Origin of the sequence: Candidatus Nitrosomarinus catalina (assembly GCF_002156965.1) — an archaeon.
Lineage (GTDB): Archaea > Thermoproteota > Nitrososphaeria > Nitrososphaerales > Nitrosopumilaceae > Nitrosopumilus > Nitrosopumilus catalinensis.
Genome location: NZ_CP021324.1, coordinates 871,361 through 896,277, shown reverse-complemented (window position 1 = coordinate 896,277; position 24,917 = coordinate 871,361). Strand labels below are relative to the sequence as shown.

Below are 24,917 nucleotides of genomic sequence, written 5' to 3'. Positions count from 1 at the left end.
AATTTCCATTTAAAATTATATCATCTATTTTATACTTGAATGATTTTTTTATAATGTGAGTAAAATTCCTATGATTGATGATGGTGTCCCTGATCAATTACAATGTACTAATTGTTTACTTCCAATGCAATATCAGGAAAAAAAGGATGGAAAATTTCTTTGGCAGTGTTTTAAATGTGGAAAAAAATATTTTGTTTCTCAAAACATTGATGATGATATGGAAGAAAGTTGGAGTCCTCCCCGATAATGGATTCTAAAACTGATCATCAAAAATCTACCCTTGAACAATTTGATAATTATAAACATTTGATTACTGCTGAAATTGAATTGCTCCAAAGGATTCTTGAAATACGCCAAAATTTTTCTGGCTCTGATGATTTGGAAAGACTTGTAGAGCCTATTGTCAGGAGAATTACTCAGATTAGGTCTGAAAAGAGGCTGATAGAAAAAAATCTTTTTTTATTCTAAGATGTGGATTGAGTAACACAATCAAAGGAACAAAATTCGTCTCTCATACTTTGAAATTCTTTTCCACAATGCATGCATTCTCTAATTATTTTCATAACCTTAATCGAGTTTTTTTGAATTTAAACATGAAATTTTTCTTAATATAGTGCTAACTTGAAATGCGATCAAAACAATCATTTTTTTTCACGATTGTTTAAATCAGGTAAAAACTAGATTGATACATGGCTACTCAAATGACTTCTGCTCGTCGTGGAATTGCAACTGATGAAATGAAACAAGTTGCAAAAGATGAGGACGTTTCTCTTGACTGGTTAATTCCAAAAATCGCTAGAGGTTCAATCATTATTCCTAGTAACAATGTTAGACCTCAAAAAATCCATAATGTTGGAATTGGTAAAGGATTAAAAACTAAAGTCAATGTCAATATTGGAACTTCCACCCTGAATGTGAATTTGAATGAAGAAATTGAAAAAGCTAAAGTTGCAATAAAATATCATGCTGATACAATGATGGATCTCAGTGATGGTGGTGATGTCAAAAAAATTCGTCAAACCTTGATGGATAATGCCCCAATTACTTTTGGAACTGTTCCTATTTACGAAGCTTACAACTATGGTGTTGAAGTTCACAAAAATCCTCTGAATTTAACTGAAGATGATTATATCAAAGCATTTGAAAATAATGCAAAAGATGGGGTTGACTATACTACTGTTCATTGTGGAATTACTAAAGATATTGCAAAAAGAATTCTTAAAGTTCAAAGATATGGTGGTGTTGTTAGTAAAGGTGGAACAATAACTGCTGCTTGGATGTTAAAACATGATAAAGAAAATCCTTACATTACTCATTATGACTACATGATGGAAATTGCCAAAAAATATGATGTCACATTTAGTCTTGGAGATGCATTGAGACCTGGCTCTATTTTAGATTCACATGATGAATTACAGGTGCAGGAAATGATCAATATCTCTCAATTAACAAAGCGAGCTCATGAAAATGATATTCAGGTAATGGTTGAGGGTCCAGGTCATGTCCCATTAAATGAAGTAGCTGCAAATGTTCGATTAGCTAAATCTCTAATTGGTGATGTTCCATACTATGTTCTTGGTCCTTTAGTCACTGATATTGCATCTGGACATGATCATATTGCAAGTGCCATTGGTGCTGCAGTTTCTGCAAGCGAAGGTGTAGATCTTTTATGCTATCTCACACCTTCTGAACATTTGGCGTTACCTAATGCTGAAGAAGTCAAAGCTGGATTAATTGCATATAGAATTGCAGCTCATGCTGGTGATCTTGTAAAAATGCGAGATAAAGCAATCAAATGGGATATGGAGATGACTGAAGCTAGACGAACATTGGATTGGGAAAAACAGCTTGCTTTATCTATTGATCCAGAAGAGGCAGCAAAAATTCATTCTAGAACAGGTCAGCATCCTGGAAATAATGTTCCGTGTACTATGTGTGGTGGTGCATGTGTGTACATGATGTTGCCTCAACAAAAAAAATATGATAAAGAAAATGAAAACTTACAACAAATTGACTAGTATTTTTTCAAGACTGGGAACCGTTTGATAGTTCTTTAATTCTTTAGGTTGAATCCATTTAAATTCTGAATTTTCCCAATTTAATTTAATATTGTCATTTTTTGTTTCAAATAAAAATGGAAAAATTTCCCATTCGTGATTTTTATATTGTTGTGACTGTATTTTCATTTTCTCTAATTTCTTAACTAATTTGATTTCTTTTTCTTTAATTCCTACTTCTTCAAAAATTTCAATTTTTGCTCTATCTATCGGATTTTCATTATTTTCAATTATTCCGCTAACTCCTGACCATAATCCTTTCATTGATCTTACTTTTTCACTTCTTTTTAGAATTAAAATTTGATCATTATATTTAATAAAAGATGTAACTATTCTTGTTGAACGCATTATTTATTTTTCAACTGATTTGACCATCTTTGAGAGTTTTTTGTATGACTCATCAAGGTCAGTATGTTTTGAAAGTCTCTCTTGACAATTTTTAATATATTCTATGACTTCCTCTGTTTTTGATTCTTGTACGGATGTAAGTAATCTTCCGATATCTTTCCATAATTCTTCAGCTACTCTTCTAATTTCAGGATTTGCAATTATTGTTTCAATTAATTCTGGTGTTTCTGTCATGATGCTCTCTGCTAATGTTTTTTGAACTCTAAATGTGGTGCCAGACATTTTCTCTGTCAATAACATTTTCTCGTCTTTAGAAATTATGTTTGCAAAAACTAAATTCATTAGATGAGTTAAACCTAAAATCACTGCAATTTTTTTATCATGTTCAATTGCATCTATTGTGACAAAGTTAGCTCCTTCAAACAAAGTCTTAGCTACTGTTAATTCTTTTTTTGCATCTTTAATCGGTACCGAAATTATGTTTTGATTTTTTATTGTTTTTATTCCTGGACCAAACATTGGATGAATACAAATTGGATTTATTTTATCTGGCATTTTTGATAATGATGATACTACTTTAGATTTTTCTGAAGAAATTTCAATTAGATATGTTCCTTTTTTCATTTCTTTTGCAATTAATCTGATAATTTCTGGTGTTCGTCTTGTTGGCGTACATAGTACTACGTAATCTGCTTTTAGAATTGCACCCACTAATGATTCTGATACTAGTATGTCTTTACCAAAACTATTGGTTTCAGTGTCATATCCTGTAACTTCAAAATCTGAACCTGCAAAATACTTTGTGAACCATCGACCCATTTGTCCACCTGCACCAATTACTGTTAGTTTTTTCACTGTATATCACTCATAATATTGCCTAGTATATGCATTCCTTCCATTAGTGTTTTCTCATCTTGACATGCAGATATTCTAATGAAATTCTTATAATTTCCAAATCCTTCTCCTGGGGCTATTGCTATCCCTTTTTCTAATGAATTGTTGGCAAATTTGACCCCGTCAAAGTCCTTTTGATTGATTTTTGCAAAAATGTACATTGCCCCATCTGGAATCATAAATTCTAGTCCCATTTCATTTGCTTTTTCTGTTAGCATATCTAATCTACTTTGAATTAATTTTGAATTACTTGATGTATCTGATTCTAATGCTTTCATAGCAACATATTGAATTGGTTCTGATACATTTGTTAAACAGAGTGCTTCTAATTTGACCATTTTTTCTATAATTTTTTTTGATGTGATTGCATAACCTACTCTAAAACCTGTCATTGCATGTGATTTGGAAAATGATTGTGTGACTATGCTTTTTTCATAATCATAACTTAGAATACTCTTCCAATTATTTTTTGCATATTGCGAATAAATTTCATCACTTAAAACATAGAGATCATTTTCCTTTGCTAAATTTATGATGTCATCTTGTAATTTTTCTGGTAGTATTTTTCCTGTTGGATTATTTGGATAGTTAAGAACAATCATTTTTGTATTTGAATTAATTGCATTTTTAATTTCTTCAACGGATGGTTCCCATTTTTTCTCTAATGTTGTATTTATTGTCCTAACTTTAATTCCTGAATTTAATGCACAATCTTTGTATGCTGGCCATGATGGTTCAATAACAATCATTTCATCCCCTGGATTAAGTAATGTGCTGATTGCTGAAAAAATTGAAAATCTTGCGCCTGGACTAACAATAATATTTTCTTGAGTAATTTCTACGTTGAATTTTTGTGAAACATATTTTGCAAGTGCTTCTCTAAATTTTGGCATTCCTCTTGCTTGCCCGTATTTCATAAACCCTTCATCAAAAACTTCTGACAATGATTTTTTAACAATTTCTGGTGGTAAGAAATCTGGTTCTCCCACTTCCATATGTATAATTTTTTTGCCTTCTTGTTCTAGTGATTTCGCTTTTAGAAATATTGAAAGATGTGTTTGTTTATTTTCTGATTGAACTTTGATTGATTCATTTAATAAAAAATTCAAAAATTTTGATGCCAATGTTTCATCTAATCCTATTTCTTGAGTCACTTTCATGATTTTTCTACGTAAATTCTCTTCACGTTCTTCATCTGCAACTCCTTTTCCAATACTTTTTTTGACTTCTCCAATTTGTTTTGCAATATCTGTTCGAGTTTTGAGTAAATTGATCATTTCTAATGTTACTGCATCCATTTCATTTCGAAGTTCATTAATGTCTGACATTTTTTTATAAACTTGGTTTAATTGTACCTGTGATCAGTGCATGATCTGCAATGGTTAGAGCAACTAATGAATCGACAACTGGTGCAGCTCTTGGTACTACACATGGATCATGTCTGCCTTTAACTTGTAAAATTGCATCTTTTTTATTTTTGATATCTACTGTATCTTGTTTTTGAGCAATTGATGATGCTGGTTTAAATGCAATTCTCATTGTAATTGGCATTCCATTAGAAATTCCCCCTAAGATTCCTCCTGAGTTGTTTGTCTTTGTTACAATTTTTCCTCTTTTCATTGCATACAAATCATTATTTTCTGAACCAAATAATTCTGAGCCTCTAAAACCTGAACCAAATTCTATTCCTTTTACTGATGGGATTGAAAAAATTGCTTTACTCAAATCTGATTCTAATGAACTAAAAATTGGTTCTCCTAATCCTACTGGTACGTTTGTTGAAATTGATTCAATAATTCCCCCTAAAGAATCTCCTTTTTTCTTTGCATCTAGAATTGACTCTCTCATTTTTTTTGCTGTTTTTTCTTCAGGACATCTTACTTCATTTTTATAAATTAATTTTGACATTTTTTCATTGAATTCTTTTTCCATCTTTATTTTTCCTATCTGTGTTGTAAATGAATTGATTTTAATTCCTAGTGTTTTCTTTAGTAATTTTCTTGCTATTGCTCCTCCCATTACATGTGTTGCAGTTAACCTTCCTGAAAATCTGCCTCCTCCTCTATGATCATTAAATTGATTATACTTCATCATTGCAGGATAATCTGAATGACCTGGTCTTAATTTTGTTTTCAAATTTTCATAATCTTTTGATTTTTGATCTGCATTCCAAATTAACATGGTAATTGGTGCACCCGTTGTAAATCCTCTAAAAACTCCTGAAACAATTTCTACAACATCTCCTTCTTTTCTTTGAGTTGAAATAATATTTTGACCTGGTTTTCTTAAATCAAGCATTTCTTGAATTTCTTTTTCATCAATTTCTAATCCTGCAGGACATCCATCTAAAACTGCACCAATTGATCTTCCATGACTTTCTCCAAAACTTGTCAAAACTAGACGCTGACCAATAGAACTTCCCGGCAACATACTATCTAGTTAAATGATGTTTATAATTCCTCGTGGTTTTACAGGAATTCTCCTTGGTAAATTTGTGATAATTGGTAAAAATTGTGATTTTTGCTTATCTTGCTAGTTTTTTGATTTATGACTTTACAATGTCGATTTTTGCGCCTAATCTGTTCATTTCTTGTATGAAATTTGGATATGAGACTTGAACTGATTCTGAATCTGTAACTGTGCAATTTCCAATATGAGTTCCTGCAATACAAAATGCCATGAATAATCTATGATCGTTTTCTGAATCTAATTTGGCTCCTGTTAAATTATCTGACGGTTTCAAAATTAAGCCATCTTCTTTTTCTTCAACAATAATTCCTATCTTTGGTAATTCTCTTGCAAGTATTGAAATTCGATCGGTCTCTTTTAATCTTGCATGTTTTACATTTACAATCTGAATTGGTTCTGATGACATTAGTGATAAAATTGCTAGTGGTGGAAGGAGATCTGGAGAATTTCGTAAATCAAAAATTCCTCCAGTTAATTTTTTAGGTGATTTAATTTTAATCTCGTCTTCATTAATTGTTATTGCAACTCCTAATTGTTCTAAGAAGTCAATGAATGCTTCATCTCCTTGAGGTAGATTGCCCATACTGCCTTTGATTGTTACATCTTCTCCATTAAGTACAGTAAAAGAAAGAAGTAAAGCTAAACTTGAAAAATCTATTGGAACATTGAATGTTGTATTTTTATAAATTTGTGGTGATATGTTGTATTTTTTATATGGAATTAATGTTTGAACTGATACACCAAATTTCCTCATTGTTGCTATTGTTGCATCTAGATATGGTTTTGAAACTAAATCTCCTTCAATAGTTAGATTAATTCCATTTTTTGTTAAAGGTGCAGAAATTAATAATGATGAAATAAATTGACTTGATAAATTTCCCGGAATTTTTATGCTTCCTCCTAAAATACTTCCTTTAATTTTTACTGGAGGTTTCCCATCTGTTGAACTACATTTTGCACCAATACTTGCTAATGCATCTAACAATGGTTGCATAGGTCTTTTTTGAATACTATCATCTCCTGTTAAAGTAATTTCTTCAGAAAATAAACTTGCAATTCCTATTGCGATTCTGATGGTTGTGCCTGAATTCTCTGTATTTATTTCCGGTACTGTTGAGCCTATTTTGATAGGTTCTTTCACAATTACTGCTGAATCATTTACTTCGATGACTGCTCCAAATTTTTTACATGCTTCAATGGTTGCTTTTGTATCTGCTGAAATCAAAATATTTTCTACTTTGCTGTTGTTGCCTGCAAGTGATGCTAGGAAAATTCCTCTGTGTGTGTAACTTTTGTTTGAGGGACAGTCGATGACCCCGTTAATTTTTGATTTTTCTACTTTACAGTTCATGTACTTCTGCCTTTTTGTTATTTATTTTTGAAACAATAATGCTTCCTTCTAAATTTGAAAATATTTTTTTTACGTTAGGAATGTTTTCTTTTTTTACAATTGCTGCAATAGATGGACCGTTTCCTGACACTGAAGCCCCAAGTGCACCTTTATCAATTAAATCTACTATGATTTTAGGATCTGAATTTAGAATGGATGATGTGGCTAAACCATTTATTGTCATTGCCTCCCAATACCTTTTTTTATTTGCTAATTCCCAAGCATTGTTAAAAATTGGTGATAATATTTTTAATCTTTTCAAATTTCCTCTTTTTCTATTTTTTGGAATGAAAATAACTGCACTTAGATTCGATGGAATTTTTTCAAACTGGATTCTATTTCTTTTTCCGTTATCTGTTACATTAAATCCCCCGTAATAACAAGAACATGCATCATCATATGCCCCAGTAATACTTACTTTGGTTTCAATTGATGCATCAACTCCAGCTAGTAGAATTTGTTTATCTGTTAATTTCGGTTTGAATATTTTTGCACATGCTAATGCAACTACTGATGAAATTGCACTGGAACTTTTTAACCCATAACCTGTTGGAATTTCTGAAGTTAGAGTGATGGTGATTTTATTTTTTTCTAAATCCTTTTTTGATACGATTTTTTCAATTGTTTTATTGATTAATCGAGAACTGAGACTCTTATTTTCTGATTGAATTATGATCCCTTTGCCCTCTGTTGTCTCTACGATTGCTTCAACTTTTAGTGATATTCCTAATGTTGCTCCTTTTTTACTTGCTATGGCACTAACTATTGAAACTGCACCATGTACAGTAGCTTTTGCTTTTGCCATCAAAATCCTCCTAACAATGCTTTTTTCATCGCATTATAAGGCGCTTTCATTTCATGCCAAATTTCAAATGCTCTGGTAGCCTGACCTAAAAGCATCTCATATCCATAAATTACTTCTAATTTTTTGTCTTTTGCTTTTTTAATAAAATCTGTATTCATTGGAGAATAGACAATATCATAAATTACTGCATTTTCATTTGCATGATCAAATAAAATTGGACTCGGTTCGTCTTTCAATCCTATTGATGTTGAATTGATTATGACATTATATTTTTGTAAATTTTTGACTTCTTCTATTTTTTTTACATTTGTAGATAATCCTATACTTGTAGCAAACTCTGATAATTCCTCTGCATTTTTTGTAGTTCTATTTGCTATGTCTACTTCTTGTGCTTTTTCTTTAGACATTCCAGCAATGATTGCTCTTGCTGCACCTCCTGCACCGATTAAAAGAATTTTTTTATCTTGAATTGAAATATTTCTTTTTTTCAATGGCTCCAAAAATCCATCCATGTCTGTATTGTATCCTTTCAAAACTCCATCATTATTTACAACTGTGTTGACTGCGCCAATAATGCTACATGATTCATCCATTTTATCCAAATATTTCATCATTTCAATTTTGTGAGGAATTGTTACATTAAATCCTGCAATTTTTATTTTCTTTAGTCCTTCTACTCCGCTTTCTAATTCTCCTTTTGGAATCCTGTATCCGATATATGAAGAATCTAAATTTAATTCTCTAAATGCTGCACTGTGTATGTTTGGAGATAAAGAATGATTGATAGGATCTCCAATTACTGCAAAACTTTTTCCCATATGCCTTTTGAGAAATAGATTGATTTAAACTCTCAATTTTTTATTTGCTACTTTTTAGATTGATTATTTTGTTTACTTCGTCTACGCTAAACTGACCTGGCGCAACTGCTTTTCCTAATGACACATACGTATATGGACTGCCTAAATATAGGCACAAAATTCTTGAAATTTTACCTTCATCTCCCATTGCAAATGAAATTAAATTATTTTTCCCTTTTTTATTATACAATTCTAGCATTCTGGTTGCATCATCTACTGATTTTGCAGTGCTAACAATTTTTACATTATTTGAAAATTTACTCATTTTTTTAATTTTGTTCTTTAATTCTGCTGTCTTAGGAGTTTTTTTAAAATCATGCCATGAAACTAATAATTTTGTTTTGGTGCTTTTAAGATATTTTGATAATTCATTATTTTTATTTAATGTATTAAATTCAACATCTAATAAAAATGGATTATATTCTGCAATTAATTTCAATATGGCGATTCTTTCTTTTTCAGTACCTGTAAATTTTCCACCTTCATTTTTTGGTCTTAAAGTGCACACAATTTTTTTTAAATCTGTTTTAATTATTTCTAATGTTTCGGGAATTTGTTTTGGTTTTAAAAAATCTAATCTTACTTCTACATAGTCTGATTTTTTTAATGAATCTTTTAATTTATTTTTAATTTTCTTTGGAGACTTTTCTGCAATTGATATACATGTTTTGTATTTCATTTTATTTTTCTAGTATGTATTCATCTGAAACTTCCATTCCAAAATGTCTGCCTGTTGCAGGTTTTGCATGAGCCATCACTATATCTCCTTTTTTTAGATGTGTTACTGATACTAATTGGCCGCTAGGTTTAACGAATCTAATTGTTTCTGCATCTTGTGCAATAATTCCTCCAATCTCATTTCCTACTGATGCTTTAATCATTAACATTGGTCTTCTTTCAATTTTTGATCTTCCGACTGTTGCTCTACGTGCTTTACCTTTGGAATTTAAAATTAATACTTCTGAGCCTGTTTCTACTTCTGACAAATAATTTGTTGTACCATCTGGAGATAAAGTGTAGCAATGAACTGCACCTGCATTTACTCTAAATGGTCGTGGTGATGTAAATGATGAACCTACTGATTCATTGTGTACAAGAAATAAGAAATTTGATCTACTTCCAATTAACATGCCTTCACCTTTATGTAACATAGATGCTGTATCTACACAAACTCTTTCTCCATCTCCTACTTCTTTAATTTCAAGAATTTTTGCTGGTTTCATGTCGAAACTTCTTGTACCTAGGTAAACCATTGCTTCTCTTACTTCATTAATTGAAGATGTACTGAATATTACCCCGTCTACTCCTACTTCTAAAATTGAAAACATTTTTCTTACTTCTTCGGGCGTCCTAGCAATTGCAAAAATCTTTGTGTGTATTTTATGTAATTTTGCAATAATGTTTTCTAGAGGAATAATTTTCCAGTCTTTAACTTCTATGATTACAAAATCTAATCCTTTTTTTGAAATTGATAGTACATTATCAATATCTACATTTGATAATACTTCAAATTTAATTCCAATTTTTTTACCTTTTGGTTTGGTTGAATTTTCTTTTTCTAGTACAACATAGTTTGAAGAATTTGATGTAGATATTGTTTTTAATTTTGTTTTTTTCTTACCTAATTTTTTTGGATCTAGGAATATTGTTTTAATTCCTTCTTCTTCTAATTGAGGCAAAAATTTTGTTAATTGTGCCTGATTTACTTTTGGTAAAATAATTAATTCTCTAGTTTTACTCAATTCTTTTCATTGCTTCCTTTGCAGTACCTTTTTTGAAAATTATTTCTGATAGTGCTTGAACCATTTTTTCTGGTTTTTTATGTGCAAAAATATTTCTTCCATATGTTACACCTTTAGCTCCTGCGGTAATTGCATCTTCAGTCATTTGGAGTATATCTAAATCTGTTTTAGCTTTAGGTCCTCCTGCAATTACAATTGGAACTGGTGTACTTTTAACAATTTTTGAAAATGAATCTATGTCTCCTGTGTATAATGTTTTTACAATATCTGCTCCACACTCTGCACCAATTCTTGCAACATGTCCTACAATTTCTGGATCATGCGGGTTAGGAATATTTTCACCTCTTGGATACATCATTGCTAAAAGTGGCATTCCCCATCTATGACATTGATCTGCTGTTAGACCAAGTTGTTCTAACATTTCTGGTTCTTCTTTTCCTCCGATGTTAATGTGTAGTGAAACACCATCAGCTCCTAATGCTACAGCTTCTTTTACTGTACCTGTAAGCATTTTTCGATTTGGTGATAATGATAATGCTGTACTGCTTGAAAAATGAACTAAAGTTCCAATTTTTGGTGGTTTTGGTAATGATTTGAGAATTCCTTTGTTGATGATTACGCTAGTTAATCCATGTCCTTCGCATTTGTAAATTGTATCAGCTGGATTTTCAAGTCCTTCAATAGGTCCATTTGAAATTCCATGATCCATTGGAATGCAAAGCATTCTTCCTTTTCTCATAATTCTATTTAATCTAATTTCTGTTGCTGATACCATGTTTTGTTTTGTTCTTTCAGCCCTACTTAAAAATAACGTGCTTCTGCATGCTCAAAAATATTTTGAATTCCTTGTGAATTCTTCATTGTTTTTTACTATTTTTTCTATCAAGGAATAAATAGAAATTCTCAAGGACTATTGATAATTGAGTCAGACAACTGAACAGATACAGAAAAGCGATATCAAAGATATTTTAGAAAATTCTCTTAAAGGTAATAGACCTGGACCTGAGGATATTTTGAGACTTTTGGAATCTAATGATGTTCATTTGATGGGATTAGTTTCTGGTTATTTAACAAAAAAACAATTTGGAAATAAAGCATCTTTTGTAAATAACATTATTTTGAATTACACGAATGTCTGTATTACTGATTGTAAATTCTGTGCATTTTATAGATCGCCTGGCGCTGAAGACTCGTATACTTTATCTCTTGATGATATTGAAACTCGTGTAAAAACTTCTTATGATATGTTTAAGATTCGTCAGGTTTTGATTCAAGGTGGACATAATCCAAGTTTAAAAATTGAATATTATGAGGATGCATTCAAAATGATTCGTAAAAAATTTCCAACTGTTGGCGTACATGGATTATCTACATCTGAAATTGACATGATTGCTCGAGTTGAGAAATCATCTACAAAAGAGATTCTATCTAGATTAAAAGATGCAGGTTTACAATCTATTCCTGGTGCAGGTGCTGAAATTTTAACTGACTCTGTTAAAGAAATTATTAGTCCTAAGAAAATTTCCAGTGCTGATTGGATTAGAATAATGGATGAAGCACATTCTCTAGGTATTCCTGGTTCTGCTACAATGATGTATGGCAGTGTTGAAAATAATAATGATATTGTGGAACACTTTTCAAAAATTGTAAAATTACAAGAAAAGACTAATGGCTTTATGGCTTTCATCCCTTGGAACTTTGAACCAAATAATACTTTGATGCAAGATGAGGGTCTTGTTGATTATGGAACCGGAGGAATTCAACTTTTGAAAATGATTGCAATTTCTAGATTGGTTTTAGATGGATTAATTCCTCACATTCAATCCTCTTGGTTGACTAATGGGGTTGGAATGGCACAACTTGCTTTACAATATGGTGCTGATGATTTTGGTGGCACTCTAATTGGTGAAGAAGTTGTATCTTGTACTGGTGCACGTTCAACTGAATTAACTGATAAAATCATCGTTGATGCAATTCATCAAATTGGTTATCAGGTTGAAGAGCGAGATAATTTCTATAATCCTATTCGTACATTATAGTCCGTAATCTGACCATCTGGAGTCTACTAGATTCTTTGTTTTCTCATCAACTTTTACTTGTTGTTGAATTTCTCGCATGTATCCTTCTTCTTTTGTTTTCTGTGTTGCATCAATTCCCATTTTAGAACCCAAATTTACTAATGGTGATGCTGGATCTAATGTGTCTGTTGGTGTATTATTGATAATTATGGTATCTCTTGCAGCATCGGCTCTTGTAGTAATTGCCCATATCACATCATCCATATCGTGAACATTGATGTCTTCATCAACCACTACAAACATTTTGGTTAATGCCAATTGTCCCATTCCCCATAAACCCATCATGACTTTTTTTGCTTGACCTGGATATCTTTTTTTGATTGATATTACTGCAAAACCTTGAAACCATCCTGCTGCTGGCATGCTGAAATCCACCACTTCTGGATGGAACATTTGTACAAGTGGTAAAAATGAACGTTCAATAACTTTTCCAATATATGCATCTTCTAAAATCGGTTTTCCGACAACTGTTGTTACGTAAACTGGATTTTTCCTTCTCATAATTCCTGTTAATGTAAATGTTGGATATGGCTCAACTGGTGTGTAATATCCTGTGTGATCTCCGAATGGTCCTTCATCTCTGATATCTTCTGGATCCACGTATCCTTCCAAAACAATTTCTGCATTTGCTGGTACCTCCAAGTCTATTGTTTTACATTTTACTGTCTTGATTCCTTCTTTTCTTGTAATTCCTGCAAATAGATATTTGTCTAATCCTTCAGGAACTGGTGCAATTGATGAAAAAACTGTTGCAGGTTCACCTCCAAAAATTATTGCTGTTGGTATTTTCTCTCCTCTGTCTTTTGAAATATCTCCATGATTTGCACCTCTCTTGTGTTTTTGCCAATGCATTGATGCATGTGTTTTATCTATGATTTGCATTCTGTAAACTCCTAAATTTCGAACTCCTGTTTCAGGATGTTTTGTTGCAATTAACCCTAATGTTATGAATCGCCCTGCATCGTTAGGCCATGATTTTATAATTGGTAAATCGTCAAACGATGCATCTTTTGACGTCATTTCTGTAACTAACCCACTAGACTCTAATTTTGGGAATGATGCTGTCATTTTTGAAAGTTCTGGTAATTTTTTAATTTTATTTAGAATTCCTGATGGCATATCCATTTTTGTCATGTCTGTAATGCGTTGACCTATTTCTGTAAAATCTGTCATCTCAAGTCCTATCTCAAGTCTCCTCATTGAACCAAATGCATTGCCTAAAACTGGCATGCTGTGCCCTTTTACATTTTCAAAAAGAACAGCTGGACCGTTGGAATACATTTCTCTTCTTAAAATTTCTGCAATTTCTAAATCTGGATCTACTTCTGTTTTGACTCTTTTTAGCTCACCTTGTTTTTCAAGTTCTTTGATGAATTCTTGAGTATCTTGTATTGGCACACACAAGCTCTTCATAAATCAGGTATAAGCTTAACTGGATTTTTTGAACTTTGTTACTATTTACATTGGTGGTAGTTCTGTTTTTTTGTCATGACCGCCAGAACCAAATTTGCAGTAAAAACATAATTCTGATTCCATGTATTTCAATTGTTCAATTTGAATTGCACCTAATTTTAGTGCAATTTTTGTTAATATTCTATATTTCAAGGGCATTGCTGGGATTACTTCATCTAGATATACTCTGTAGTGATCTGGACAAAACTTTAGTGTGACTTTGGAAGGCTCTTTACCTTTCTCGTTGACTTGTTTTGTGAAATTGATTTGTTCTCTGATGTATTCGTGTTTTGGACATGGGCAATTTCTTCCACCTGGATGTTTGTATGCTGGTGTATTTTTCCAATCAAAATCTGGATATTCTTTTTCAAAGTCGTCCATACGAAAGAACATCAGATTAAACATATAAAATTGATCATATTTGTACACCTAGTTCAAACCAAATGTACATAAACCCCGAATTAGGCATCAAAATTAATGGCAGCTGCTAAAAAGCAAACAAAAAAAGATCTTGAAGACAAGATTGCCGAATTAGAAGCAAAATTAAATCAATTATCTGATCAGCTTACCGCAAAACCAGCAGAAACTAAACCTGCTGAGGTAAAACCAGCTGAGACAGCAAAGCCAAAACCTACACTTCCAAAAGGTTCTACACCAAAACCAAAGGAAGCTCCAAAACCAGCTGAGAGACCTGCAGCAACAACAAAACCTAAAGGTACATTGCCAAAAGGATTTGAGAAACCTGCAGAAACTGTAAAAGACGCTCCAAAACCAGCTGAAAAAGCATCTGCTCCAACAACTGTACAAGATGCATTAGAAGATGCATACATGAATGCAGCAATGACTGATTTCCATCAGTACAGAGCAAAAGTCACTGGATACACACCAGCACCTAACAGATACTTTGTTAGAGGCACAGCTCCAGTAGGTAAAATCCCAACTAAAAATTGGAATGATCAAAAAGCAACAGTAACTGGTTATACACAACCATCAAACCAATACTTTGCAACAAGACCTAGACTTGCATATCATCCAGCAGAAAAGAGATTTGGAAGTTTCAGTGGTGTAGCTATGACTGTTGACGGTCTTAGTGTACAAACAAAACCAAAAGAAGCTCCTAAATTGACTCCAAAGGAAGCAGAAAAATTGGCAAAAGAATCCTATGCTTCAGAAATGAAAGCTAAAGGAAAGGGTTCACTACCAAAAGGTTTCTAATTCAAAATATCCATTATTTTCTATTTTTATTCTTCTTTAACTTTGGTTATTCAGTATTTTTTTTAACTTTATTATGTGATTTGAATTTGTAATTAATATGAAACAAAATGAAATAGATGAAATTGTTGATTATGTTAACGAAAAATTTGATGCAAATATACCAAGTTTCGTTAAATTATTGATTGGAAAAAAAATCCATAAATTCCAGTCTTTTGATCCGTCCACTTTACCATCATCTTTAAAAAATTGTACTGTTGAAGAATTGATAATTATTTTTAAAAACGAACTAGATTCTAAACGATTAAAATTATGAACTAGTAATTTTTGTAATCATTTTGTAAAAAAGTAATATGCATGTTTTGTCTTAACTGAATTGTAAATGGCTCCAAAAATTCCTTGTCCTAATTGTCAAGAAGATGAATGGCTTGAAAATAATGAATTAAGCTATCTTCCTCAAGTGGTGAAATTAAAAGATGGAAAATATGTTGCTGATGCTGAAAATGGAATTCATGTAAGATTATGGCGTTGTAACAATTGCATGTATGTTATGCAATTTTGGGAGCCAGATTGACCATCTATAAAAATAATTTAATAATTTTTTCAATAAAATAGCAGAAAAAATATGTTTTTTTGAATTTAATTAATTTATTTTTAAAATTCTAAACAAAATGTAAATAAACAATGAAATTATTAGTTATTTGAATGGCCACAAAACGCAAAACTAATACAAAAAAAGATCTTGAAGAAAAGATTGCAGAATTAGAGGCAAAATTATCAAAATTATCTGAACAATTAGATCCTCCTTCTGCTACAACATCTGATGAAGCCCCAAAACCAAAGGAAGCTCCAAAACCAAAGGAAGCTCCAAAACCAGCTGAGACAGCAAAGCCAAAACCTACACTTCCAAAAGGTTCTACACCAAAACCAAAGGAAGCTCCAAAACCAGCTGAGACAGCAAAGCCAAAACCTACACTTCCAAAAGGTTCTACACCAAAACCAAAGGAAGCTCCAAAACCAGCTGAGACAAAATCACAACCTCCCGCAACATTCCAAGATGCATTAGAAGATGCATACATGAATGCAGCAATGACTGATTTCCATCAGTACAGAGCAAAAGTCACTGGATACACACCAGCACCTAACAGATACTTTGTTAGAGGTTATGCACCGGTAGGTAAAATCCCAACTAAAAATTGGAATGATCAAAAAGCAACAGTAACTGGTTATACACAACCATCAGAACAATACTTTGCAACAAGACCTAGACTTGCATATCATCCACCTCAAAAACGATTTGGAAGTTTCAGTGGTGTAAATATGACTGCTGAAGGTGTAACTGCAAAAGCAACTGCTCAAGAAGCTCCAAAACCACAAGTTTCTGAACAAGCTCCACCACCACAAACTGCTCCAAACGATGATGGTAAATCCAAACAAGACAAATTATCGGACTATGAAGCTGATTATTTGAAAAGACTGGAACAGCAAAAAATTGATGATGCAAAAGCCGCAGCAGAAGCAGCTGCAGCAGAAGCAGCTGCAAAAGTATCTGCTAACAAGAAAGGTGGTGCATTGCCAAAAGGATTTGAAGCAAAGGCTGAACCAGAACCAGCTAAATCTTCAAGAGGTACACTACCAAAAGGTTTCTAACCTTTTCTTTATTTTTATTCTTTAAAATCTTCTAAAACTAATAATGCATGTCCTTTGGGCTTGACCTTTGGATATGTCTTGAAAATTTTTCCTTTCTCATTAACTAAAAATGAGCTTCTGGTAACTCCCATGTATTCTCTCCCCATGAATTTTTTCATTCCCCAAACACCAAATTGTTTAGAAACTTCTTTTTCTGAATCTGATAATAACACATATTTGATTCCCATTTTAGTACAGAATTTTTTATGGGAATCTATGTCGTCTGGACTAATTCCAATAATTTCAATATCTTCTTTTTGAAATTTTTTGTATTCTGTTGAAAATTCATCTGCTTGAGTTGAACATCCTGGAGTGAAGTCTTTTGGATAAAAGTAGATGACATGTTTTTTTCCTTTGAAATCTGTTGATTTTATTTTATTTCCATCTGCATCATTTAGAGTAAATTTTGGAACTGAATCTCCTTCTTCTAACATACCATTTTTTTAGAAATTCATTATTTATACAAATTCCCCATTTTCATCATGGTGCTAGTATGTTCTAAGATCTAATCCTAATCCAATTGTTTATATTGAAATCTTTTGGGAATTGCTTGATGGTTAACACTCGCGCATGGCTTGCTGAAGCAATTGCAACATTTGGACTCGTATTCTTTGGTCCGCTATCTGTAATCTTGGCTGCAGCATGGTATGGTGATGGATTATCTACAGAAGCCGTAATTTTCATTTCATTGGGTCACGGTGGTGCAATTGCATTAATGGTATATGCATTTGGTCATGTTTCAGGAGCTCACATTAATCCTGCAGTAACCATTCCTATGATGATTACTAAAAAAATTGGTATCAAAGATGGAATTGGGTATATTCTATTTCAAATAATTGGTGCAGTAATTGCAACTGCCACCCTTGCAGTAATATTTCCAGAAATTGGAAAACAAGTGCTTTGGGGTGCTCATGGTGGACCAAGTGAAATTATCAATGGTAGTTTAATTTCTGCAGTTGTTTTAGAGGCTATTTTCACATTCTTCTTAGTAGTTGTAATCTTTATGACTGCTGTTCACAAAAAAGCACCAAAGAGTGTTTATGGTGCAGCAATTGGTGGTATGGTTTTCTTATTACACTTAATCGGTGTACCTTTAACTGGTGCATCAATGAACCCTGCAAGATCCTTTTCTCCTGCATTAATTTCAGGTGATGCTGGATTATGGGAAGTTCAATGGATTTATTGGGTTGGTCCAATCATCGGTGGTATTATTGCCGGTGCTTTGATGACTTTCATTTACGTAAACAAAGCAGAACAAGAAGATTAATTTTCTAAATACCAACATTTTTAAAAATTTAAAATCGTTTTTTGATAATGTCCTCAAACGAATTGATTGAATTATTTATCATTGAATTTGAAAAATTAGAAAATTTAGCAAATCAAATAAATTCTGAAAATGAATTAGATGTAAATCAAATTGTTGAGATTTACTATCAAATCACTAATGTCTCATCACTGATTGAGGTGATGAGGCAACAAATTGATAAATCTGATTTGAGTTCTTTTGAAAAAATTTCAAATGCCGAAAATTTTATTTCTGAAAAATTCAATTCCACAATTCATCCTAAAATAATGTCAAATATTTCAAATTCTGTTTTGGAAATTACTAAGAATTTACAATCTCTAAATTCTGAACAAAAGTCAAAAGAAACCATTGAAAATGAGGCTAAATTATATGAAAAATTACGTGAACTGATGAGTACAAAAGAATTTGTAAAACAATATGATGCAGGTTTATCTGATGATTGAAAAACTTGCTGAAAATTTAGTTAATTTAAAAAAAGAATTTGCTGGTAAATATGATGGTTCAAGCCAAATTCAAGAATTTCTTCCACTTTCAAATTCTGATTTATTTCCAATTGATAAGGACGAACTAAAACTACTTCATGAATTTGCTGAAAAAAATCCTATTTACTATAATTCATTTAAAAAAACACTTGGTGGAATTCCTTGTATTGTATATGAAGGTGATATTAACAAATACTGGTTAAACAGTATTCAACATAATTCAAGTCATGCTCCTTTTTCTCCTACATGGATTATGTCTGCATATATCTTGACATTATTTGCAAAGGAAAATGGTTATTCCCAAATAATTGATATTGGCTCTGGTGATGGAAGAATTGCTTATTGTGGTGAGGTGATAGGTCTTGAGTCATACAGTATTGAACTTGATAACCAATTAACTGATCTTCAAAAATCCCTTAATACAAAAATTGATTTTAATCCTTACTGTTTTGATGCAACCCAATTTGACTATTCCTCATTAAATTTAATCAAACCGTTATTCTTCATAGGTGGACTAGCTCAAATGGGTGGAATAGAATTAGCTACAGGAATTTTAAATAAAATTAAATTGAATTCTGATTTGTTCCAAAATTCTGGATGGGGATTTGCTGGTACTATATCAAAAAAATATTCTGCTGATCCAAAAAATATGTCTGGATGGGGTACTTTTATGGAAAATAATTCTTTAAAATTAATTCAAAATATTCCATTACCTACTGCTTGGTCGTTTCAGGAATCTGATGAAACCCAATATGTTTTTTCAAAATATTTCCAGTAATAGCAATCCAAATTAAGTGCACAATTCTCAATGTTCTTGGACGTATAGCTCAGCTTGGATAGAGCGATAGATTGCGGATCTATAGGTCGTGGGTTCGAATCCCATTGCGCCCTCTTTATTCTTAAATATCATAATTTCTCAGTATATTGATGAGCCGTAAAGACTTTGAATCGTCCTCCATTTTAGTTAAAGATATTATGACACAAGCAATTATCTCTGTCCCTGGCGAAACAACCGTTTTTCAAGTAGCCAAGATGATGGAGCAAGGTGGAATTGGTGCAGTTCTTGTAAAGAAAGATAATAATCTTAAAGGAATAGTGACTGATAGAGATTACGCAACAAAAATTGTATGCAATGATTTACCTTCCGATACTTCTGTAGAAAAAATTATGTCTACCCCATTAATCACAATAAATTTTGATGCAACCATTTCTGCAGCTGCAGAAAGAATGACTACAAAAAAAATTAGAAAATTAGGTGTAACTGATAATGGAAAAATTATTGGATTAATAACATCAACTGATTTAGTGACTCAACTCAGTAAATAACTAGAAAGTTTTAGTTTTTCTGAGAAATACTGTTACTGATATCATATAGCATGTTGTAGCAATAACTTCTGAAATAATTGATGCAAGATATGGTTCAATTCCTATTTCTAAAAAATAATACAAACTTGGCCATCTAATTCCTAAATATATTATCTCCCCAACTCCAAAAGATGAAATTAATTTTAATAGTTCTTTTTTAATTAATTTAGATTCCATCGTCTTGTATCTTTTTCTATTGTCTATGTAAAACAAACTAGAGAATAATCCAAAGTAAATTACGTACCCGATAATTATTGTTATTGTTGTGGTTTGATAATTTTCATAACCTGCTAATAATTGAGCAGCTACAGCTGATAATGATGCAGAAGCAATAAAACAAATAATGAAATTTCTATTGATTTGCAATAACTGCTTATTTATTTTCATAATTAATTGAATTTTTTAGAATTAATATTCTGTATCAATTGTGGATAATTATGAAAAAAAGATGCGAATGGGCTAAAAATGAGCCTAATTTAACGTACCATGATGTTGAATGGGGAGTTCCTCAACATGATGATAGAAAATTATTTGAATTTTTAATTTTAGAGGGTGCACAAGCTGGATTATCTTGGACTACTATTCTTAATCGACGAAATGGATATCGCGAAGCTTTTTACAATTTTGATGCTAATCTTGTTTCAAAACTCAATCAAAAAGATATTGAAAAATTAATCCAAAACCCATCAATTATTAGAAATAAACTCAAAATTAATTCTGCGATTAATAATGCTAAACACTTTCTTAAAATTCAAAAACAATTTGGAACTTTTGATAACTATTTGTGGGGATTTGTAAATTATAAACCAATTAAAAATAAATTCAAAACATATTCTGATTTACCTGCATATACTGAACTCTCTCAAAAACTTAGTACAGATCTTAAAAAGCATGGATTTACTTTTGTTGGACCTACAATATGTTATGCATTTATGCAGGCCATAGGGATGGTTAATGATCATACTGCTAATTGCTTCAAATATTTGAAATAATTATTATCTATGACACAATACGTTTTGAAAAGATCATAGATAAATTTAAGAAAATCATTAGGGATCAGTGACAAAATTAGATCCAATTGTTGAAAAATTAATTAGAGAAGCCACAAATAAATTGGAAAAAAGAAATGTGTCTCTTCAAAATTCTATTGATGATTTTGAAAAAGAACTTCCAAAACATGAATCATTTCCGACATCTAAAGATATGCTTACTTCCTATATTGGGATTTACCAGAATGAAATTGCTGTAAATACAAGCATTTTGGAAATATTGGGAAAGGCTGATGAAATCCTGTTAAGATATGACGTTGAAAATTAATTTTTTATTATATACTGTTTTTCCTAAAATTTAATATTTGTAATAATTTTGAAGAATATTGAATACTTTGACTGAAAAATCTTTTGCAACCTCGTTATCTTGTATGGATGGAAGAGTTCAAATTCCTATGAATGACTGGATTAAGGCAAAATATGGTGTAGATTTTGTTGATACTATTACCGCTCCTGGAATTGATAAAGTAATGTTTGATGGAAATGTTGAATCTCTTAAAAAAAGTGTAATGATCTCTGTAACTAATCACAAGTCCAATCATATTGTGGTTTCCGGTCATTTTGGCTGTGCAGGTAACCCTGTTTCTGATGAAGAACATTTTACTCATATTAAAAAAAGTGTAGAAATAATTTCTTCTTGGAATCTAGATGCAGATGTAGTTGGTGTGTGGATAGATGAAAATTTTGTTCCTCATTTAGTTGAATAATTTGTTAATCTAACCGTAAATCATACAGTGTTCGCATTCACAAACATCTTGTTCTTTTGATTTTTTTAGACATTTTTTATGTTGACCAGCTTGGCATTGAACACAAACTTCCTCGATATTTTCAACTTTAGTATATTTTTTAGATTGATCAAAACCAAATCCTCCATCTTGTGGTCCTACCATATTTTTTCTATGATTTCTCTAGTATTTTTAGTTCACTAATTTAGTGTATTTTTAATAGTTTCTTGAAGTTGTATTTTATTTTCTTCAATAATCCCTCTTATTTCAAAAGTATCTACATATCCCCCTGCTGATGCACGTGTTGCCTTGAGTAAATAGTGTAAACTTCCTTCTTCAATTTTTCCGACATAATAACCATATAGAAAATCTAACTCATCATTGCATTTCCAAATTTTTTTAATGTTTGGAAAAGTTTGTTCAATTTCAGTTGGTATTTCTTTTATTCGTCTTTTGATATACTCATCCAATGATTTTCTAATAGTTGAGTTTTGAAGCAATATCTTATGCTCTCTATCTTTTACTTTTTAGTATTTTTATTCCCTGCATCTTTTCCTTCATCATCTACGTTATCCCACATATGCATAGTGCCTCTAATCATAAAAGAACCAACAATTATTGTTCCTAATCCTACTACTACAAAAACGAATAATTTGCCTATGTCTTTGATACTTACCAACTCTATTCCTTTATTTTAATTGTAATTATAATTGTCTTTAATTTGACATATAGTTGTGAGTTAACCCTTTCAAATAATTCTCCTGTGTTCGATAAATAGATATTTTCTTAAAATATGCGCCAAAATGACGCAGTGACTTTTTTTAGTGTAAAATTTAGTAGTTAATCAAGGGATAATGCCAAGACCAATTACTTGTAAAGATGCCGAGAGAGATTGTACATGGTCATTTAATGACGAAAACATGGAAGAAGTATGGTCGAAACTGAAAGAACACATTTTATCACAACATAAAGAAATTGAATTGAATCTTGAAAATATTGAAATCATCAAATCCATAATCACTTCTAAAGTTTACAAAGATGGTGCACGAATTGAATCCGGAAGATTTTGGTGGTGGGGGGAGAAGATGGAAAAAGTAACCCAACTAATTGCTGATCAAGAATAACTTTATTGTTTTTATGAATTATCGATTTAGAAAAAGGTCACTTGTCTTAACATTTCAATTAGATTCAATAATGAGTATATTTTTTTTATTTTATGAATAAAAAGCAACAAGTTATTGCATGGATTGCAATGATTGGGGGAGGCATTGGGTTTTTCTTTTTCTCAATAGAAATGGCTGAATTCATGCGATAAAATCGTAAAAAGTGATGAATTTATGAGCAAACTTGCTGTAAATGGAATATCTGGGTTTCTTTTAATTGGAATTTTTGTGTTAATTGGATATTTTGCATTTCCATCATTAGACTATTTGTTGCCTATTGGCAGTATTTTGATAATTATTGGGTTGATTACGATTTTCCAGCTAAAGATAGCTAATAAATTATAAAAATTTGATAATTTCTATTATGGCTGGTTCAAAAAAGAAAATCGATAAACGAAAACGTAAAGGTCAAAAGGACGCTGAACAAAAACAGCGTATTAGAAATTATAAAAAGAAACAACAAGAAAATACAAGGAAAAAGAAACCAAAAAAATATTAGCAAATGCTTCTCTCAACGATGTTATTTGAAAATTAACTAATTTCGACTATGTTTGATAATTCTTAAAATTAATTACGTTCAATACATTACAAGTAGTATGTCTGTTATCTCTTCAGAAATTAAGAGTTTTTTAAATTCTCAAAAATTAGGTTATGTTGCAACTGTTTCATCTGATGGAAAACCTAACATTTCTCCAAAGGGAACTATAATTTCTTGGACTTCTGAACTTCTTGTATTTGCAAATATTCGCTCACCAGACACTATGAGTAATTTAAGAAATAATCCTTCTGTGGAAATTAATGTAATTGATCCCTTATCTCGCAAGGGATATTTGTTTATTGGAACTGGAAAAATTATTAAAGATACTCCTTTGTTTGATGAAATTGTCGATTATTATAGAAACAATGGAATTCAAAGTCCAATTAACTCTGTTGTATTAGTTACTGTTTCATCTATTTCTGAAGTAACTTCTCCTCTCTATGATTTGGGCAGATCTGAGACTGAAATAAAATTAAGATGGAAGAAATATTTTAATGATTTATGATTACTTTAATTTTTTTCAGATTTAATCTTCATTAATTCTTGTCTTGTTTTTTTATGTGCCTCTCTTTCTTCTTCTAAAACCCCTTGAATTTGTTCTAATTCCTTATGTGCCGTGTTTAGTTTTGATTTTAATGATCCAACAACTATACTTGCTGCCTCAATTACTCCTGCATTAGCTTTTTCAGTAGGTGAATTATTTTTAATTTCTTTTTTCTCCTTTGATGTTAAGACACTAGTATCTTGAAATTTATCTTTTTTATCTAATTCCTCTTTTGCATTGTATAATCTTGAATTTGCTTCATCTAATTCTTTACCTACTTCAACTTGTTGCTTTCTTAATCCATGTATCGTTGATTGTCCTTTTGCAATTTCCTCCTTAATTTGTTTTTGTTCCTTCATCATTTGTTCTAATTCATCTTTAATTTTTTTATATTCTTTTTCAGTTTTATTGAACTCATTAATTGATTTTGTATCTTTAATTTGTTGAGCATTTTTTATTTTCTCTCTAATTTCTCTGTATTCTCTTTGAACAATGTCTAATTCCATTTTTTTTTGATTGAATTCTTTTTTTACTGACATTAGATTACTTACTGTAGTATCGTATTCTTCTTTTACAGTCTGAATCTTTTCTGAAACTTTTACTATTTCTTCTTGTTTTGTTCTGAATTCTGTTTGAAGCTTTTCAACTTCAGTTTCTAACTCTTCTTTTAAAATTGATTCATCTTCATCATCATTTTTAATTTCTTTTTTTTTGCTAAAAAATCCCATTTTCTTATCACATATGTTCCAAAA

The 24,917-nt window shown here is 31.4% G+C and carries 36 protein-coding genes and 1 tRNA gene; 19 read left to right on the top strand and 18 right to left on the bottom strand.

Features of this window, described 5'->3' with window-relative positions; genetic code table 11:
- Nucleotides 1–55 precede the first annotated feature (55 nt).
- The 3 genes from NMSP_RS05385 to thiC all read left to right on the top strand — a co-directional run bounded on the left by NMSP_RS05385 (nt 56) and on the right by thiC (nt 2,018).
- Nucleotides 56–247, top strand: coding sequence for a hypothetical protein (locus tag NMSP_RS05385; RefSeq protein WP_086907802.1), 192 nt, complete (start codon nt 56–58; stop codon nt 245–247).
- The gene (locus NMSP_RS05380; RefSeq protein WP_086907801.1) at nt 247–468 is read left to right on the top strand and encodes a hypothetical protein; all 222 of its coding nucleotides are present in this window, start codon (nt 247–249) and stop codon (nt 466–468) included. Before NMSP_RS05385 ends, NMSP_RS05380 begins: the two co-directional genes overlap by 1 nt.
- Before the next feature lie 221 nt (nt 469–689).
- A complete protein-coding gene (gene thiC / locus NMSP_RS05375) occupies nt 690–2,018 on the top strand; it encodes a phosphomethylpyrimidine synthase ThiC (RefSeq protein ID WP_086907800.1) in 1,329 nt (442 codons plus the stop codon).
- On the opposite strand, the gene NMSP_RS05370 is transcribed toward thiC, so the two are convergent.
- From NMSP_RS05370 to NMSP_RS05325, 10 genes are all read right to left on the bottom strand, one after another.
- Nucleotides 2,001–2,405 (bottom strand): NUDIX domain-containing protein, encoded by a 405-nt coding sequence (locus NMSP_RS05370; RefSeq protein WP_086907799.1) that lies wholly within the window; start codon nt 2,403–2,405, stop codon nt 2,001–2,003. The two genes, thiC and NMSP_RS05370, sit on opposite strands and share 18 nt — an antisense overlap.
- A gap of 3 nt (nt 2,406–2,408) precedes the next feature.
- Complete coding sequence (locus NMSP_RS05365) at nt 2,409–3,260, bottom strand: prephenate dehydrogenase/arogenate dehydrogenase family protein (protein ID WP_086907798.1); 852 nt, start codon at nt 3,258–3,260, stop codon at nt 2,409–2,411.
- The gene (locus tag NMSP_RS05360) at nt 3,257–4,627 is read right to left on the bottom strand and encodes an aminotransferase class I/II-fold pyridoxal phosphate-dependent enzyme (protein WP_192866145.1); all 1,371 of its coding nucleotides are present in this window, start codon (nt 4,625–4,627) and stop codon (nt 3,257–3,259) included. The genes NMSP_RS05365 and NMSP_RS05360 overlap by 4 nt, the downstream gene beginning before the upstream one ends.
- A gap of 4 nt (nt 4,628–4,631) precedes the next feature.
- Entirely contained in the window at nt 4,632–5,729 is a 1,098-nt protein-coding gene (aroC, locus tag NMSP_RS05355; protein WP_086907797.1) for a chorismate synthase, read from the bottom strand.
- Between the two features lie 115 nt (nt 5,730–5,844).
- The gene (aroA, locus tag NMSP_RS05350) at nt 5,845–7,119 is read right to left on the bottom strand and encodes a 3-phosphoshikimate 1-carboxyvinyltransferase (protein ID WP_086907796.1); all 1,275 of its coding nucleotides are present in this window, start codon (nt 7,117–7,119) and stop codon (nt 5,845–5,847) included.
- Nucleotides 7,109–7,963, bottom strand: coding sequence for a shikimate kinase (locus tag NMSP_RS05345; RefSeq protein ID WP_086907795.1), 855 nt, complete (start codon nt 7,961–7,963; stop codon nt 7,109–7,111). Before NMSP_RS05345 ends, aroA begins: the two co-directional genes overlap by 11 nt.
- Nucleotides 7,963–8,781 (bottom strand): shikimate dehydrogenase, encoded by an 819-nt coding sequence (gene aroE, locus NMSP_RS05340; RefSeq protein WP_086907794.1) that lies wholly within the window; start codon nt 8,779–8,781, stop codon nt 7,963–7,965. The genes NMSP_RS05345 and aroE overlap by 1 nt, the downstream gene beginning before the upstream one ends.
- A gap of 40 nt (nt 8,782–8,821) precedes the next feature.
- Nucleotides 8,822–9,499 carry a type I 3-dehydroquinate dehydratase gene (gene aroD, locus NMSP_RS05335; RefSeq protein WP_086907793.1) on the bottom strand — a complete coding sequence of 226 codons (678 nt, stop codon included), beginning with the start codon at nt 9,497–9,499 and terminating at the stop codon, nt 8,822–8,824.
- Nucleotide 9,500: 1 nt separating this feature from the next.
- The gene (locus tag NMSP_RS05330; RefSeq protein ID WP_086907792.1) at nt 9,501–10,562 is read right to left on the bottom strand and encodes a 3-dehydroquinate synthase II domain-containing protein; all 1,062 of its coding nucleotides are present in this window, start codon (nt 10,560–10,562) and stop codon (nt 9,501–9,503) included.
- The gene (locus NMSP_RS05325; RefSeq protein ID WP_086907791.1) at nt 10,555–11,337 is read right to left on the bottom strand and encodes a 2-amino-3,7-dideoxy-D-threo-hept-6-ulosonate synthase; all 783 of its coding nucleotides are present in this window, start codon (nt 11,335–11,337) and stop codon (nt 10,555–10,557) included. Before NMSP_RS05325 ends, NMSP_RS05330 begins: the two co-directional genes overlap by 8 nt.
- A 145-nt stretch (nt 11,338–11,482) precedes the next feature.
- On the opposite strand from NMSP_RS05325, the gene mqnC reads away from it, so the two are divergent.
- Nucleotides 11,483–12,601, top strand: coding sequence for a cyclic dehypoxanthinyl futalosine synthase (mqnC, locus tag NMSP_RS05320; RefSeq protein ID WP_086907790.1), 1,119 nt, complete (start codon nt 11,483–11,485; stop codon nt 12,599–12,601).
- Here the strand turns inward: mqnC and NMSP_RS05315 are convergent.
- Complete coding sequence (locus NMSP_RS05315) at nt 12,596–14,038, bottom strand: menaquinone biosynthesis decarboxylase (RefSeq protein ID WP_086907789.1); 1,443 nt, start codon at nt 14,036–14,038, stop codon at nt 12,596–12,598. The genes mqnC and NMSP_RS05315 overlap by 6 nt on opposite strands.
- Nucleotides 14,039–14,098: 60 nt before the next feature.
- A complete protein-coding gene (locus NMSP_RS05310) occupies nt 14,099–14,473 on the bottom strand; it encodes a hypothetical protein (RefSeq protein WP_086907788.1) in 375 nt (124 codons plus the stop codon).
- Nucleotides 14,474–14,569: 96 nt separating this feature from the next.
- On the opposite strand from NMSP_RS05310, the gene NMSP_RS05305 reads away from it, so the two are divergent.
- From NMSP_RS05305 to NMSP_RS05290, 4 genes are all read left to right on the top strand, one after another.
- Entirely contained in the window at nt 14,570–15,307 is a 738-nt protein-coding gene (locus NMSP_RS05305) for a trans-sialidase (RefSeq protein WP_225971252.1), read from the top strand.
- Nucleotides 15,308–15,404: 97 nt separating this feature from the next.
- Entirely contained in the window at nt 15,405–15,620 is a 216-nt protein-coding gene (locus NMSP_RS05300) for a hypothetical protein (RefSeq protein ID WP_086907787.1), read from the top strand.
- Nucleotides 15,621–15,686: 66 nt separating this feature from the next.
- On the top strand, nt 15,687–15,878 hold the full coding sequence (locus NMSP_RS05295; protein WP_086907786.1) for a hypothetical protein: 192 nt from the start codon (nt 15,687–15,689) through the stop codon (nt 15,876–15,878).
- A 131-nt stretch (nt 15,879–16,009) separates the two neighbouring features.
- Nucleotides 16,010–16,954 (top strand): trans-sialidase, encoded by a 945-nt coding sequence (locus tag NMSP_RS05290; protein ID WP_086907785.1) that lies wholly within the window; start codon nt 16,010–16,012, stop codon nt 16,952–16,954.
- 14 nt (nt 16,955–16,968) lie between these two features.
- Here NMSP_RS05290 and bcp read toward each other — a convergent pair whose 3' ends face one another.
- Nucleotides 16,969–17,427 (bottom strand): thioredoxin-dependent thiol peroxidase, encoded by a 459-nt coding sequence (bcp, locus tag NMSP_RS05285; RefSeq protein ID WP_086907784.1) that lies wholly within the window; start codon nt 17,425–17,427, stop codon nt 16,969–16,971.
- 119 nt (nt 17,428–17,546) lie between these two features.
- On the opposite strand from bcp, the gene NMSP_RS05280 reads away from it, so the two are divergent.
- From NMSP_RS05280 to NMSP_RS05260, 5 genes are all read left to right on the top strand, one after another.
- On the top strand, nt 17,547–18,260 hold the full coding sequence (locus NMSP_RS05280) for an MIP/aquaporin family protein (protein WP_086907783.1): 714 nt from the start codon (nt 17,547–17,549) through the stop codon (nt 18,258–18,260).
- Between the two features lie 47 nt (nt 18,261–18,307).
- Nucleotides 18,308–18,742 carry a hypothetical protein gene (locus tag NMSP_RS05275; RefSeq protein ID WP_086907782.1) on the top strand — a complete coding sequence of 145 codons (435 nt, stop codon included), beginning with the start codon at nt 18,308–18,310 and terminating at the stop codon, nt 18,740–18,742.
- Nucleotides 18,735–19,559, top strand: coding sequence for a hypothetical protein (locus tag NMSP_RS05270; protein ID WP_086907781.1), 825 nt, complete (start codon nt 18,735–18,737; stop codon nt 19,557–19,559). The genes NMSP_RS05275 and NMSP_RS05270 overlap by 8 nt, the downstream gene beginning before the upstream one ends.
- 38 nt (nt 19,560–19,597) lie before the next feature.
- Nucleotides 19,598–19,672, top strand: a tRNA-Arg gene (locus tag NMSP_RS05265).
- A gap of 36 nt (nt 19,673–19,708) precedes the next feature.
- The gene (locus tag NMSP_RS05260; RefSeq protein WP_086907780.1) at nt 19,709–20,107 is read left to right on the top strand and encodes a CBS domain-containing protein; all 399 of its coding nucleotides are present in this window, start codon (nt 19,709–19,711) and stop codon (nt 20,105–20,107) included.
- On the opposite strand, the gene NMSP_RS05255 is transcribed toward NMSP_RS05260, so the two are convergent.
- A complete protein-coding gene (locus NMSP_RS05255) occupies nt 20,108–20,533 on the bottom strand; it encodes a hypothetical protein (RefSeq protein ID WP_086907779.1) in 426 nt (141 codons plus the stop codon). It abuts the gene before it with no gap.
- A 50-nt stretch (nt 20,534–20,583) separates the two neighbouring features.
- On the opposite strand from NMSP_RS05255, the gene NMSP_RS05250 reads away from it, so the two are divergent.
- From NMSP_RS05250 to NMSP_RS05240, 3 genes are all read left to right on the top strand, one after another.
- Entirely contained in the window at nt 20,584–21,138 is a 555-nt protein-coding gene (locus NMSP_RS05250) for a DNA-3-methyladenine glycosylase I (protein WP_086907778.1), read from the top strand.
- Between the two features lie 67 nt (nt 21,139–21,205).
- Entirely contained in the window at nt 21,206–21,463 is a 258-nt protein-coding gene (locus NMSP_RS05245) for a hypothetical protein (RefSeq protein ID WP_086907777.1), read from the top strand.
- A gap of 58 nt (nt 21,464–21,521) precedes the next feature.
- Nucleotides 21,522–21,902 carry a carbonic anhydrase gene (locus NMSP_RS05240; RefSeq protein ID WP_225971251.1) on the top strand — a complete coding sequence of 127 codons (381 nt, stop codon included), beginning with the start codon at nt 21,522–21,524 and terminating at the stop codon, nt 21,900–21,902.
- Between the two features lie 9 nt (nt 21,903–21,911).
- On the opposite strand, the gene NMSP_RS08495 is transcribed toward NMSP_RS05240, so the two are convergent.
- From NMSP_RS08495 to NMSP_RS08490, 3 genes are read right to left on the bottom strand one after another with little or no spacing between them, the layout of a single operon-like run.
- Nucleotides 21,912–22,085, bottom strand: a complete 174-nt coding sequence (locus tag NMSP_RS08495) for a hypothetical protein (protein ID WP_192866144.1) — start codon at nt 22,083–22,085, stop codon at nt 21,912–21,914.
- A 35-nt stretch (nt 22,086–22,120) separates the two neighbouring features.
- A complete protein-coding gene (locus NMSP_RS05235) occupies nt 22,121–22,420 on the bottom strand; it encodes a hypothetical protein (protein ID WP_086907775.1) in 300 nt (99 codons plus the stop codon).
- Between the two features lie 20 nt (nt 22,421–22,440).
- Entirely contained in the window at nt 22,441–22,599 is a 159-nt protein-coding gene (locus tag NMSP_RS08490) for a hypothetical protein (protein ID WP_192866143.1), read from the bottom strand.
- Nucleotides 22,600–22,774: 175 nt separating this feature from the next.
- On the opposite strand from NMSP_RS08490, the gene NMSP_RS05230 reads away from it, so the two are divergent.
- From NMSP_RS05230 to NMSP_RS05225, 3 genes are all read left to right on the top strand, one after another.
- Entirely contained in the window at nt 22,775–23,044 is a 270-nt protein-coding gene (locus NMSP_RS05230; RefSeq protein ID WP_086907774.1) for a DUF1059 domain-containing protein, read from the top strand.
- 403 nt (nt 23,045–23,447) lie between these two features.
- Entirely contained in the window at nt 23,448–23,582 is a 135-nt protein-coding gene (locus tag NMSP_RS08705) for a hypothetical protein (protein WP_264080387.1), read from the top strand.
- Nucleotides 23,583–23,679: 97 nt separating this feature from the next.
- Entirely contained in the window at nt 23,680–24,126 is a 447-nt protein-coding gene (locus NMSP_RS05225) for a pyridoxamine 5'-phosphate oxidase family protein (RefSeq protein WP_086907773.1), read from the top strand.
- 5 nt (nt 24,127–24,131) lie between these two features.
- Here NMSP_RS05225 and NMSP_RS05220 read toward each other — a convergent pair whose 3' ends face one another.
- A complete protein-coding gene (locus NMSP_RS05220) occupies nt 24,132–24,893 on the bottom strand; it encodes a DNA repair protein (RefSeq protein WP_086907772.1) in 762 nt (253 codons plus the stop codon).
- Nucleotides 24,894–24,917: the final 24 nt, after the last annotated feature.